General features: G+C 65.5%; 10 protein-coding genes. 6 read left to right on the top strand and 4 right to left on the bottom strand.

The window, feature by feature from the left end:
• Positions 1-1925 (top strand): PAS-domain containing protein (locus ISS20_RS19255; RefSeq protein ID WP_291438621.1); only part of this gene is annotated, 1925 nt, incomplete at its 5' end.
• Positions 1926-1974: 49 nt separating this feature from the next.
• On the opposite strand, the gene ISS20_RS19250 is transcribed toward ISS20_RS19255, so the two are convergent.
• The 4 genes from ISS20_RS19250 to ISS20_RS19230 all read right to left on the bottom strand — a co-directional run bounded on the left by ISS20_RS19250 (position 1975) and on the right by ISS20_RS19230 (position 7274).
• Complete coding sequence (locus tag ISS20_RS19250; protein ID WP_366828518.1) at positions 1975-3507, bottom strand: PIN domain-containing protein; 1533 nt, start codon at positions 3505-3507, stop codon at positions 1975-1977.
• 76 nt (positions 3508-3583) lie between these two features.
• Positions 3584-4231 (bottom strand): response regulator transcription factor, encoded by a 648-nt coding sequence (locus ISS20_RS19240; protein ID WP_291438620.1) that lies wholly within the window; start codon positions 4229-4231, stop codon positions 3584-3586.
• Between the two features lie 30 nt (positions 4232-4261).
• Entirely contained in the window at positions 4262-5197 is a 936-nt protein-coding gene (locus ISS20_RS19235; RefSeq protein WP_291438617.1) for a LysR family transcriptional regulator, read from the bottom strand.
• Positions 5198-5348: 151 nt separating this feature from the next.
• Complete coding sequence (locus ISS20_RS19230; protein ID WP_291438615.1) at positions 5349-7274, bottom strand: acyl CoA:acetate/3-ketoacid CoA transferase; 1926 nt, start codon at positions 7272-7274, stop codon at positions 5349-5351.
• Positions 7275-7504: 230 nt separating this feature from the next.
• Between ISS20_RS19230 and ISS20_RS19225 the strand changes: the two genes are divergently transcribed.
• From ISS20_RS19225 to ISS20_RS19205, 5 genes are all read left to right on the top strand, one after another.
• The gene (locus tag ISS20_RS19225; RefSeq protein ID WP_291438613.1) at positions 7505-9715 is read left to right on the top strand and encodes a malate synthase G; all 2211 of its coding nucleotides are present in this window, start codon (positions 7505-7507) and stop codon (positions 9713-9715) included.
• Positions 9716-9915: 200 nt separating this feature from the next.
• Positions 9916-10167: a cysteine-rich CWC family protein gene (locus ISS20_RS19220; protein WP_291438611.1), complete on the top strand. Its 252-nt coding sequence runs from the start codon at positions 9916-9918 to the stop codon at positions 10165-10167.
• 43 nt (positions 10168-10210) lie between these two features.
• A complete protein-coding gene (locus ISS20_RS19215) occupies positions 10211-10402 on the top strand; it encodes a 4-oxalocrotonate tautomerase (RefSeq protein WP_291438609.1) in 192 nt (63 codons plus the stop codon).
• Between the two features lie 56 nt (positions 10403-10458).
• Positions 10459-11916, top strand: a complete 1458-nt coding sequence (locus ISS20_RS19210) for a DHA2 family efflux MFS transporter permease subunit (protein ID WP_291438607.1) — start codon at positions 10459-10461, stop codon at positions 11914-11916.
• Positions 11917-12007: 91 nt separating this feature from the next.
• Complete coding sequence (locus ISS20_RS19205; RefSeq protein ID WP_291438605.1) at positions 12008-12775, top strand: class II glutamine amidotransferase; 768 nt, start codon at positions 12008-12010, stop codon at positions 12773-12775.
• Positions 12776-12985 lie beyond the last annotated feature (210 nt).

Here is a 12985-nt window from a genome sequence, read left to right as displayed (position 1 = left end):
TGGACAACGGTGGGCGGCTGGTGCGCGTGCAACCGTCCGCTGACATGCCCGCCCCACCCGGCCGCATGCTGTGGCTGACCCAGCCCCTGCCCGGCACGCCCTGGCAACTGCACCTGGTGCACACCACCCACAGCAGCATTGCCGACAGCCGCTGGGCAGCCGCAGCCGGGGGCGGCGGCTGGCTGGCCCTGTCGCTGCTGGTGCTGTTTGTGCGGCAGCGCCAGCGCCTGGCCCGCCTGCGCCAGCGCAGCCGCCAGGAGCTGGAGACCGTGCTGCAACAGCACGCGCAGGAGTTGCGCACCGCGCAGGACGGCATCGTGCAGGCGGCGCAGCAGGCTGACATGGGCCTCTCCCGCAGTCTGGAACACCTGCCCCAGGGGGTGGTCATCATCGACGCCGACCTGAAGCTGGTGGCGTGGAACTCGCGCTATGTGCAGCTGTTCCGCTACCCCGCCGACCTGATGCAGGTGGGCCGCCCCATTGAAGACCTGATGCGCCACAACGCGCGCCGGGGCCTGCTGGGCCCGGGCCCGGTGGAAGAAGCCATCGAACGCCGCCTGGCCCACCTGCGCAGTGGCACCCCCCATCTGCACGAAAGCGCCAAGGACGACGGCACGGTGCTGGAGATCCGGGGCAACCCGCTGCCCGAGGGCGGTTTTGTGACCAGCTACGCCGATATCACCAGCTACAAGAACGCCGCACGCGAGCTGCGATCGCTGGCCGACGCGCTGGAGCAGCGCGTGGCCGACCGCACCCGCGACCTGGACGCCGCGCGGCGCGAGGCCGAGCAGGCCAACCGCTCCAAAACCCGCTTTGTGGCCGCCGCCGTGCACGACCTGCTGCAGCCCCTGAACGCCGCGCGCATGTTCACCTCGCTGCTGCGCAGCCATCTGCCAGGCGACGCCGAACGGCACGCCGTGGACAGCATCGACGGCGCCCTGGCCGCGCAGGACGCCATCCTCAACAGCCTGCTCGACATCTCGCGCATGGAATCGGGCCAGTTCGATGTGCACATCCACGACGTGGCCCTGGGGCCACTGCTACAGGTGCTGGGCCACAACTTTGGCGTGCTGGCCGAAAGCCAGGGCCTGCAACTGCGCTGCGTGCCCACACGCGCCGTGGTGCGCACCGACGACAACCTGCTGCGCCGCATCTTGCAGAACTTTGTCTCCAACGCCATCCGCTACAGCCGGCGAGGGCGCATCGTGGTGGGCTGCAGACGGGTGAAGCGGGTGGCGGGCGACCACCTACGCATCGAGGTGCACGACCAGGGCCCCGGCATCCCCGAGGCATTGCAGCGCGAGATCTTTGAAGAATTCCGCCGCCTGGACGAAGGCCGCGCCGACGACCGGGGCGCAGGCCTGGGCCTGGCCATCGTCGAACGCCTGGGCCGCCTGCTGGGGCACGAGATTGGCCTGCGATCGCAACTGGGGCGTGGCAGCGTGTTCTGGGTGTGTGTGCCGCTGGGCAACCCCGCCGTCGCGCAGCAGGCTACGCACCCCGCCACCACGCAGCAACCCGCCGACGACGCGCCCCTGCAGGGCAGCAGCGCCTGGGTGATTGAAGATGACGGCCCCACCTGCGCCGCCACGCAGGCCCTGCTGCAGCGCTGGGGCTGCACGGTACCACTGGCCGCTGGCGCGCCCGAGGCCCTGACCGCCGCCCAGCCCGGCCAGGCACCGCAGCTGGTGCTGCTGGACGTACACCTGGGCACGGGCCTCCACGGCCCCGAAGTGTTCGCGCAGCTGTGCCAGCGCTGGGGTCAGACGCCTGCCGTGATCCTGGTCACCGCCGAGCGCGACGCCACCTTGCGCCGCCAGGCCGCTGAGCGCGGCTGGGGCTTTCTGGCCAAGCCGGTGCGAGCGCCCGCGCTGCGGGCGCTGGTGAGCCAGACGCTGTTGAGGTTGCAACAAGGTACGCCTTAAAGCTACATTTTTGATAGCTTGAGGCGCTTTATGGAAAAGCGCTACGTACCTATTTCACTGTCAAGTAGGTAATTCCTTTGCCATCCGACGCGATGACCACGTCCTTGCGCGCCTCCAGCAGGCTCAGCACACGCTGCGCCATGGCCGTCGGGTCTTCTGCCCGCGCGGCCTGGGTCTGGATGTGCTTGAGCAAACCAGTTCGTTGCCGAGGCTTGTTCTTGGTCATCTTCTGAAGACTGGCCAGCACTGCCCGCGCCACCTGGGCTGCGGTTGGGGGTTGCGCAGTCTTTGCTGCGGTCTTGCCAACGGCAGTGACGGATGGCTTGGGTGGGGCTGAGACGGCGGATTTCTTCGGCACCGGCAGTTGTGCAGGCGCTTTGGATGCGGAGGCTTTGTTCGCAGTCCTAGTCTTTGAAGGAGCAGTCTTAGCGGCGGATTTTGTCGTCACGGGCTGGGCCGCCACTACGGGCGGATAGGACACCACCTCGCCTTTGACCACCACCCGCTTTCGCGCTTGCAACTGTGCCAATGCGTGCGATGTGCGCGGCGACCGGGCACTGGACTCGCCCAACCAATTTTGGAGCAGCACCAACAGCGCATCCTTCTGCGCGGGGCGGTGGGATGGAGCCAGCCCATCCAGTTGGGCTAGCAGTTGTTGCATGTCTGCCCGCGTGGCCTGGGTGCGGGCCGGAGCAGCTTTTGCAAGCGAAAGCTGCGGTGCTACAGATTTTGCTGTGGTCTTGACCGTCGCCTCCAATGCAGGGGTCGCCGCCGATGGAGGCTCTGGCTGCGGCAAGGGCGCGGACTTCTGCGCTATGGGTGCGGCTAATGCCGTAGACGCGGCGGGTGGTGCCGGCGTCCTGCGGAACCCGCACCGCTGCGCATCAAACCCCAGCTCCCTCGCATGCGCCAACATGGGTTCATACCCCTGGTCGTTGGAGACGACCACGAACGTACCCTCCGGTTGACGGGCCGAGATGTATCCGACGTAGTAAGCCAGCTGAAAATCCAGCGCGTTCCTGCCCGCCCCCGATCTAGGGACCAGCGTCACCTGCTCTGCCCCGTAAACCTGCTGATGCCCCGAAGCATCCACCGTCTGATGCGGGCCATGGAACAGCCACACATCCGTGCCCTGTGGCACCAATGCCATGAGTTCATCGCCCTTGGGCTGTACGTTTTCCCAATCAACGAGCAGGTGCACCCTGGGGGCTGTAGGTGCGGGCATAACAGCCACGGCGGCGCTGGGCATACGAGGCTCCAGCTCCGGGTGCTTGGGTGGGTGTTCAAGCGCCTTCGCACGCAGTGATTGCTCCACGGCCTCTGGAAGGTCCACCCCCGCCTGGTCTGCCATTTGCAGCAGGCACAGCAGCACGTCGGCAATCCCATGGGCCACGCGCTCTATGTGGGCAGGGTCGCGCACCACGCCGCGCGATTCGCTCAGAGTCGTCCACTGGAACATCTCCAGCAGCCCCGCTGACTCCACCGTCAGGGCCATGGCCAGGTTCTTGGGTGTGTGGCGAGACTGCCAGTCTCGGGCTGCGGCAAAACTGCGCAGCCTGGCTTGCAGCGCTGGGTAATCCATTCCCTAACTCCTCTTTTTATAGCTGCTTGCGCTTATCTAATGAGCACTAGAGCCTATTTTTCTCAAAACCGCCCCATCAATCTGGCTCCACCCCTTCCGCCTCCAGGCTCTTGACCAGCACCGCCGCCTGCGTGCGGCTGTAGCACTCCAGCTTTTTCAGGATGGCCGTGACATGCACCTTCACCGTGTTCTCGGCCAGGCCCAGCGCGCTCGCAATCTGTTTGTTCAGCAGGCCATCGGCCAGGCAGAGCAGCACGCGGAATTGCTGGGGCGTGAGCTGCGCGAGCCGCGCGGCCAGCTCGGCGTCGGCCTCGGAGCGCTCGGCCGCCATGGGCGGGAACCAGCTGCCGCCGTCCAGCACGGCCTGGATGGCGTCGCCCATGGCGTCGGCGGGCGCGGACTTGGGGATGAAACCCGCAGCACCAAACTGCTGGGCGCGGCGGATGACGCGGGGGTGGTCGTTGGACGAGATGATGACCACGGGCAGCTCGGGGTATTCGCCGCGCACATGCAGCAGGGCCGAGAAGCCGCGCGTGCCGGGCATGCTCAGGTCCAGCAGCACCAGCTCGACCTCAGGGTGGTCCTGCAGCGCCTGGCCCAGCGTGGCGGCGCTGGCCGCCTCCAGCGTGCGGAACTGCGGCAGCCGCTCGCGCAGCACGTGCAGCACAGCCGCACGGAACAGCGGGTGGTCGTCAGCGACAAGGAGCGTGGGCGCGGTGGACATGGATTGTTGTGCAGTCTGCCACGGGGGCTATCAGCCGCCGGCCTGCGGGCCTTTCCAGAACGCGGGCTGTGCGTACTGGTGCTTGAGGTGTTCGATCCACAGCCGCACCCGCAGCGGCATGTGCTTGCGCTGCGGAAATACCACATAGATGCCGTTGGGCGGCGCCGCAAAATCGTGCAACACCTCCACCAAGCGCCCGGCGGCAATCTCGGCCTCCACCTCCCAGGTGCTGCGCCAGGCAATGCCGTAGCCCGCCAGGCACCAGTCGTGCAGCACCTGCCCGTCCGAGCAATCGAGCGGGCCGCCGGGCTTGAGGTGGATGACCTCGGTGCCACTGCCTTCGACCGGCATGCGGAACGCCCAGCCCCGTGTTTGCGATGCTTCGCTCGACAGCGTGAGGCAGTCGTGCTGCACCAGCTCGCTGGGGTGGCGCGGCGTGCCGTGGCGCTGCAGGTAGGCGGGCGTGGCAACGCACAGGCGGCGGTTGTCGGCAATGCGCACGCTCACCAGCGACGAGTCGGGCAGGTCGCCCACGCGCACGGCGCAGTCATAGCCCTCGCCCGCCAGGTCCACCACGCGGTCGCTGAGGTTGAGCGAGATGGTCACGTCCGGGTGGGCGGTGCGAAAACGTGGCACCAGCGGCGCCACATGGCGGCGGCCAAAGCCGGCCGGTGCGGTGATGCGCAAATGGCCCGTGGCCTTGACGCCCCCTTCGGACACGCTGGCCTCGGCATTGGCCACGTCGGACAACAGGCGCTGGCAGTCTTCCAGAAACGCACTGCCCTCGTGCGTGAGGCTGATGCGGCGTGTGGTGCGCACCAGCAGCTTCACGCCCAGGTGTTCTTCCAGCGCATCGAGCCGCCGCCCCATGATGGCCGGCGCCACGCCCTCGGCCTTGGCCGCAGCGGTGAGGCTGCCGCGTGTTGCCACCGACACAAACGATTCGAAGGCCTTGAGTTTGTCCATGGGCGCTGATTATGGGGATAAAGCGGCGAAGGGCCTGGTGACGGACTTGGGCACGGCCTGTGATCGGTTTTGAAGCAAAACAGGCCGAATGCGCTGGTGCAACATGCCTGAGCAGCTACACAAATAATAGTGAACCAGGATCACCCCCACTTCACACCAGGCGCGACTTGAGGAACCCCACGGTGCCATAGCGCTTGACCTCGGTGTAAAGGTCGCGCGTGAGGCCCTGCACCATGGCGGTGTAGGCGTCGGCCAGGTCGGGGGCGATGGTGAAGTGGTCGTAGTTCACGATCACGCCCACGCGCTCGCCCTGTGCGGCGAGCGGGGCGAGCAGGCGGCGCACCTCCTGCTCGATGGCGTCAATGGTGCTGGCGGTGTTGATCTGCAGGCCCGAGAAGTCGATGTGCAGCAGCTGGCGCGCGGCGTCCAGCTCAAAGCGCTGCACCAGCGGGCGGTTGAGCAACTGCTCGCGCAGGCCCAGCGGGCCGGGCTCGAACAGGCGCAGGTCCATGGTCTGCAGGCCGGGGCTGATGCGCGGCGTGAATGCCATGTGGGCCAGCACGTCGCGGTGCAGGTCGATACCGGGCGCCAGCTCGATGAGTTCCAGCGCACCGCCGCCATCCGGCTCGCCCGAGGGCACCAGGCGGAACACGCAGCGCTCCGTCACATACAACACGCGCTGGCCGCGCCGCAGCGCCTCGGCGCCGCTGAAGGTGCGGTGCTCCACCTCGCGCACCAGCTTGCGTGCGCCGCCTTCGTGCAGGATGTGCAGGTGGCCGTCCACCGCCTCCACCTGCAGTGCGCCTGCCGTGAAGGTGCCAACAAACACCACCGTCTTGGCGTTCTGGCTGATGTTGATGAAGCCGCCCGCACCCGCCAGGCGCGGGCCAAACTTGCTCACGTTGAGGTTGCCGTGCTGGTCGGCCTGCGCCAGGCCCAGGATCGCGATGTCCAGGCCCCCGCCGTCGTAGAAGTCGAACTGGTTGGGCTGGTCGATGATGGCCTGGGGGTTCACAGCCGCGCCAAAGTTCAGGCCACCCGCGGGAATGCCGCCTATCACGCCGGGCTCGGCCGTGAGTGTGACGAGGTCGATGATGCGCTCCTCAGCTGCTACGTTGGCCACGCCCTCGGGCATGCCTATCCCCAAGTTCACCACCTGGTGCGGGCGCAGCTCCAGCGCCGCGCGGCGGGCGATGATCTTGCGCTCGGTCAGGGGCATCGCCTCCAGTGTGTCCATGGGCACGCGCAGCTCGCCCGCAAACGCGGCGCTGTAGGGCTCGGCAAAGGTCTGGTGGTGGTGCGCGGGCTCGGTGGCCAGCACCACGGCGTCCACCAGCACGCCGGGCACCTTCACCTGCCGGGGGTTGAGCGTGCCGCGCTCGGCGATGCGCTCGACCTGGGCAATGACCACGCCGCCCGAGTTGCGCGCGGCCATGGCAATGGCCAGCGCTTCGAGCGTGAGCGCCTCGCGCTCCATGGTGAGGTTGCCGTCGGCGTCGGCCGTGGTCGCGCGGATGATGCCCACGTGGATCGGAAAGGCTTTGTAGAACAGGTAGTCCTGCCCGTCGATGGGCAGGATGCGCACCAGGTCTTCGGTGGTGCGCGCATTGAGCTTGCCGCCGCCGTGGCGCGGGTCCACAAAGGTGTCCAGGCCCACGCGCGTGAGCGTGCCGGGCTTGCCTGCAGCGATGTCGCGAAACAAATGCGTGATCACGCCCTGGGGCAGGTTCCAGGCCTCGATCTGGTTGTTCACCGCCAGCTTCTGGATGCGGGGCACCAGGCTCCAGTGCCCGCCGATCACGCGCTTGAGCAGGCCCGCATGGCCCAGGTGGTTGAGGCCCCGCTGCTTGCCGTCGCCCTGGCCTGCGGCGTAGACCAGCGTGAGGTCGCGCGGGGTTTGGGTCGTTTCCCAGCGCTGGGCCAGCGCCACGGCAATGCTCTCGGCAAAGCCGATGCCCACAAAGCCGCCCGTGGCCACGGTGTCGCCGTCGTGGATGAGCTGCACGGCATCGGCGGCGCTAACGATCTTGTTCTTGTGGGCCGCGTTGAGCGCGCTGGCGTCCAGGGGTGCCTGCATGGGTTTGTCTCCCGGTGGGTTTGTTGTGCGCGCAGCGTAGTGGGTAACGGGCGAAAGCACCATTCAGGGTGACTACGGACTGTCACCAGTTTTGCGTAAAAGTCACTGGTTTAGAGATTTTCAGCGTATTTATGTGGGCAAACATTTGCAATACAGTCTGCCCATGGCCTGCTGTTGCGGGCACCGTTTTTCATTGATCTCCGTTTTCACCACTCTTCTTGAGGCACCCCATGACCGAACGCACCCAAGTCCACGGCCTGCAAGTGGCCACCTCCCTGTACCGCTTTGTCGAAGACAAGGTGCTGCCCGGCACGGGGGTGGACGCCGCCGCCTTCTGGAAAGGTTTTGACGCCATCGTGTCCGACCTGGCCCCGCGCAACATCGCCCTGCTGGCCGAGCGCGACCGCCTGCAGACCGAGCTGGACACCTGGCACAAGGCCAACCCCGGCCCCATCCAGAACATGGTGGCCTACCGCGGCTTTCTCGAAAAGATCGGCTACCTGGTGCCCCAGCCTGCCGACGTGAAGGCCACCACCACCAACGTGGACGACGAGCTGGCCACGCAGGCCGGCCCGCAGCTGGTGGTGCCCATCCTGAACGCCCGCTATGCGCTCAACGCCGCCAACGCGCGCTGGGGCAGCCTGTATGACGCGCTGTATGGCACGGACGCCATCAGCGAAGAAGGCGGCGCCGAGAAGGGCAAGGGCTATAACCCGGTGCGCGGCGCCAAGGTGATTGCGTTTGCGCGCCAGGTGCTGGATGACACGGCGCCTTTGGCTGCAGGCTCGCACAAGAATTCGACCGGCTATCGTGTGGAAGGCGGCCAGCTGGTTGTGTCGTTTGCCAACGGCACCACCACGGGTCTGAAGGACGCCTCGCAGTTCAAGGGCTACCAAGGCAACGCCGCCGCGCCTTCATCTGTGCTGCTGCAGCACAACGGCCTGCACCTGGACATCCAGATCGACCGCAGCACCCCCATCGGCCAATCCGACGCGGCGGGCGTGAGCGACCTGGTGCTCGAAGCAGCCCTCTCCACCATCCTGGACCTGGAAGACTCCGTGGCTGCCGTGGACGCCGAAGACAAAGTGCTGGGCTACAGCAACTGGCTGGGCATCATCCAGGCCACGCTGACCGAGCAGGTCGCCAAGGGCGGCAAGACCTTCACGCGCGGCCTGAATGCCGACCGCGTCTACACGGGCCCGGCCGGCGGCGAAGTGCGCCTGCATGGCCGCTCGCTGATGTTCCTGCGCAATGTGGGCCACCTGATGACCAACCCGGCCATCCTGTGGACCGACGTGCAGGGCCAGGTGCGCGAGATTCCAGAAGGCATCATGGATGCGGTGGTGACCACGGCGATTGCGCTGCACGACCTGCAAGGCCATGGCGCCAACGGCATCCGCAACTCCCGCAAGGGCAGCGTCTACATCGTCAAGCCCAAGATGCACGGCCCCGCCGAGGTGGGCTTTGCTGCCGAACTGTTCGGCCGCGTCGAAAAGCTGCTGGGCTTGCCCGATAGCACCGTCAAGCTGGGCATCATGGACGAGGAGCGCCGCACGTCCGTCAACCTGAAGGCCTGTATTGCGGCAGCTTCGAGCCGCGTGGCGTTCATCAACACCGGCTTTCTGGACCGCACGGGCGACGAAATGCACACCGCGATGCACGCCGGACCCATGGTGCGCAAGGGCGACATGAAGACCAGCGCCTGGATCCAGTCGTACGAGAAGAACAACGTGCTGGTGGGCCTCTCCTGTGGCCTGCGCGGCAAGGCGCAGATCGGCAAGGGTATGTGGGCCATGCCCGACCTGATGGCCGAGATGCTCAAGCAGAAGATCGCCCACCCCAAGGCTGGCGCCAACACCGCCTGGGTGCCCAGCCCCACGGGCGCCACGCTGCACGCGCTGCACTACCACCAGGTGAAGGTCAGCGACATCCAGATCGAGCTGGAAAAAACCGATGTGAACGCAGAACGCGACAACCTGCTGACCGGCCTGCTCACCGTGCCCGTGGCCTCCGCTCCCAACTGGAGCGACGCCGAGAAACAGCAGGAGCTGGACAACAACGCACAGGGCATTCTGGGCTACGTGGTGCGCTGGGTGGACCAGGGCGTGGGCTGCTCCAAGGTGCCTGACATCCACAACGTGGGCCTGATGGAAGACCGCGCCACGCTGCGCATCAGCAGCCAGCACATGGCCAACTGGCTGCACCATGGTGTGGTGACCGAAGCCCAGGTGCGCGAGACCTTCGAGCGCATGGCCGCCGTGGTGGACCAGCAAAATGCGGGTGACCCGCTGTACCAGCCCATGGCCGGACACTTTGCCACCAGCATGGCCTACAAGGCAGCGTATGACCTGGTCTTCAAGGGCATGGAGCAGCCCAGCGGCTACACCGAGCCACTGCTGCACGCCTGGCGCCTGAAGCTGAAGGCAGCGCAAGCGGCCTGATTCCCGACTGCAAGCAGTGCCATATTCATGGCGCTGCCTGCTCTACTTTTGATAGCTGCTAGCGCAATCAACATTTGCACTAGCAGCTATTTTTGTTTAGGCCGTGCTCTGGCTCGCCACCTTCACGTGGACGGGACGCAGTGGCCGTGCGCGGACAGCACTGCGCCGTACACTGGCACCAGCGCCCACGCGCCCCCCCCATGCCTGCAGCACTATCCACCCCTCTCAACCCGTCTGTCTGCCCGCTGTGCGGGCAGCACAACCAGTGCGCTATCGCGGCGGGTCTCCCAGCAGAAAGCTGCTGGTGCATGACGCAGACCATCGACCCTGCGGCCTTGGCCGCTTTGCCGCAGGAGGCACGCGGCAAGGTCTGTATCTGCGCGGCTTGCGGCGCGCCGGCGCCAGACGCACAGCAACCCTCCGCCGCAGGCCACCCGCCTTCGCCGATATGATTTGGGCTTTTCGCTGTCTTCACAGCGCGCGAAGGAGTTGGACATGCCCACGTACCACATCGAAATGATGGAAGGCCGCACGGTCGAACAAAAGAAGAAGCTGGTGGAAGAGATCACCCGCGTGTCCGTCGAGATTCTGGGAGGCTCGCCCGAGTCGGTGGACATCCTGATCACCGACATCAAGCGCGAAAACTGGGCCACGGGCGGCAAGCTATGGCTGGAGCGCACTTCCTGATCGCTGCGTCCCGCCGTCATTGACCCCGTTGCCCCGCCTCAGCATTTGATCGTTTCATGAGCACTTCCTCGGGGTCTTTGTCGGTATTGCGCGAGCGCTATGGTGAGCGCTACCGATGGCTGCTATTGCTGTCCGTCATGGTGGGGACCATGGCCTCCATCATGTCCTCCACCATCGTGAACGTGGCGATACCGGACATGAGCCACTACTTCTCGCTGGGTCAGGAGCGCGCCCAGTGGGTCACTTCAGGCTTCATGGTGGCCACCACCGTGTCCATGCTCACCACCCCCTGGCTGTTGTCGCGGTACGGTTACCGTTCGACCTATGTGGGCGCGATGTTGCTGCTGCTCATTGGCGGAGTGGGGGGCGGCCTGGCGCGCGACTTCGGTCTGGTGCTCGCAGCACGCGTCGCCGAGGGGCTGGCTGCGGGTGTGGTGCAGCCCATCCCGGCCGTCATCATCCTGTACGCGTTTCAGCCCCATGAGCAAGGGCGCGCCAGCGGCATCTTCGGCATGGGCGTCGTGCTGGCCCCGGCCATCGGCCCGAGCATGGGGGGATTGCTCGTGGACTGGTTTGGGTGGCGCTCCATATTCTTCATGGTGGTGCCCCTGTGCCTGGCCTCGATCTGGTTGGCGTACAAGTTTGTGCCAGTCACAGCCCCGGGGGGCGTGGAGGCCAATCGCCAGGGCCAGGCTCTGGACTGGCGCGGCCTGTTATTGGGCACCGTGGGCACGCTGTGTCTGCTCAACGGCCTGGTGTCGCTGCATGGCGGCTCTGTGGTTGAGGCGGTGGGCCTGCTGATAAGTGCTGCAGTGGCTGTCGCGTGTTTTATTGTCTGGCAGCGCAGGCTGCTTCGCACCGGGCGCAAGCCGCTGATGGACCTGCGCCTCTTTCAGTACCGCCAGTTCGCCATGGGCAGTGTGGTGGCGTTCATCTACGGCACGGCCTTGTTCGGCTCTACCTACCTGTTGCCGGTGTTCATGCAACTGGGGCTAGAGCTGTCGGCATCCCATGTGGGCACCCTCATGCTGCCCGCCGGTTTTGTCTTGGCAGCCACCATTGCAGTGGTGGGCCGGCTGGCGGACCGGCAGCCGACCCATTTTCTGGTCAGCATCGGGCTCGGTTTGCTGGCCCTGTCTTTTGGACTGATGGTGTTTGTGGGACTCGGCTCGTCGCTGTGGATGCTGGTCGCTTTTGCGATCTTGGGGCGCATCGGACTCGGCTTCATTCTGCCTTCGCTGAATCTGGGTTCCATGCGCCCGCTGGACAAATCGCTGATTTCGCAGGGCTCCAGCGCCATCGGTTTCTTGCGCATGCTGGGCGGTGCGGCAGGTGTCAGTTTGTGCGGTATCGTGCTCGAGTGGCGGCTGGGCGCACATGGCGCCTCGCTGACCGCCGGAGCGAGTAACCCTGCCCGCATTGCAGCGTTCGGCGAGACTTTTCTGATGCTGACTTTTCTTTGTGTGCTGGCGCTGGTGGCAGCATGGCAGCTGCGCGAGGTACGGTCTAACTGACGGCACGCCCACGTTATCCTGATGCTTGTTTGCAAGGGCGGCCAGTGCCTCTCCAAGCGTTGTACGAAATCGAAGAAACGGAATCTCCGCCATGTGCCAGCTCCTCGGCATGAACTGCAATGTCCCCACCGATGTCACCTTCAGCTTCACGGGGTTTGCGCAACGCGGTGGTAAAACCGACCACCATACCGATGGCTGGGGTATAGCGTTCTTCGAAGACAAGGGGCTGCGGCATTTTGTGGACCATCTGGCGGCGGTGGAGTCTCCTGTGGCTGAGCTGATTCGCCGCTACCCCATCAAGAGCCAAAATGTCATCGCCCATATCCGCAAGGCCACCCAGGGCGTTGTGAGCCTTCAAAACTGCCATCCGTTCGTGCGTGAGCTGTGGGGTCGTTACTGGGTATTTGCCCACAACGGAGATCTGAAAGACTTTCGCCCACGCCTGCATGCGCATTTTCGCCCCGTGGGCGATACCGATAGCGAGCATGCGTTTTGCTGGATCATGCAGGAACTGGCCAAGTCGCACGCCAGCGTGCCCTCCGTTCCAGAACTGACGTTGACGCTCAAGGAACTCGCTGCACGCATAGCGCCCCATGGCACGTTCAATTTCCTGCTCTCCAACGGCCAGGCGTTGTGGTCGCACGCCTCCACAAACCTTCACTACATAGAACGCCGCCACCCATTTGGCGCAGCGCAACTGAGCGACGAAGACCTGCAGCTGGATTTTTCGAAGGAAACCGGCGAGCATGATCAGGTGGCAGTGATCGTGACCACCCCCCTCACGACCAACGAAGCGTGGACAGCCTTCGGCAAGGGCGAACTGCTGGTGTTCGAGCAAGGTCGGCGGCTGCCTATCTGACGTATGCTCATCGCGGGGCGTGGCAAGCGATGGCTTGACCAATGGCGTCGCTTCATTCAAACCCGATCCGACGTGATCCTGTGTGATCAGTTGCTCGTCGCGTCGCGGTGCGCTGAAGCTACTCACACGGCGTGACTTGAGATGCTACGCACGCTTGGTCGGGGCAAGTAATCTGAGATGGGTTGGGAGGGCTGTTGAAGCCGAACGCAT

The organism is Acidovorax sp., assembly GCF_016783915.1.
In the GTDB taxonomy this organism is placed as follows: Bacteria; Pseudomonadota; Gammaproteobacteria; order Burkholderiales; family Burkholderiaceae_C; genus Acidovorax.
The sequence above is the reverse complement of the archived record's forward strand: the minus strand, read 5'-3'. Positions and strand labels throughout refer to the sequence as shown.

Coding starts and splice junctions, on each gene's coding strand:
- ISS20_RS19250 (WP_366828518.1), bottom strand. CDS start 3,507: ATGGATTACCCAGCGCTGCAAGCCAGGCTGCGCAGTTTTGCCGCAGCC.
- ISS20_RS19240 (WP_291438620.1), bottom strand. CDS start 4,231: ATGTCCACCGCGCCCACGCTCCTTGTCGCTGACGACCACCCGCTGTTC.
- ISS20_RS19235 (WP_291438617.1), bottom strand. CDS start 5,197: ATGGACAAACTCAAGGCCTTCGAATCGTTTGTGTCGGTGGCAACACGC.
- ISS20_RS19230 (WP_291438615.1), bottom strand. CDS start 7,274: ATGCAGGCACCCCTGGACGCCAGCGCGCTCAACGCGGCCCACAAGAAC.
- ISS20_RS19225 (WP_291438613.1), top strand. CDS start 7,505: ATGACCGAACGCACCCAAGTCCACGGCCTGCAAGTGGCCACCTCCCTG.
- ISS20_RS19220 (WP_291438611.1), top strand. CDS start 9,916: ATGCCTGCAGCACTATCCACCCCTCTCAACCCGTCTGTCTGCCCGCTG.
- ISS20_RS19215 (WP_291438609.1), top strand. CDS start 10,211: ATGCCCACGTACCACATCGAAATGATGGAAGGCCGCACGGTCGAACAA.
- ISS20_RS19210 (WP_291438607.1), top strand. CDS start 10,459: ATGAGCACTTCCTCGGGGTCTTTGTCGGTATTGCGCGAGCGCTATGGT.
- ISS20_RS19205 (WP_291438605.1), top strand. CDS start 12,008: ATGTGCCAGCTCCTCGGCATGAACTGCAATGTCCCCACCGATGTCACC.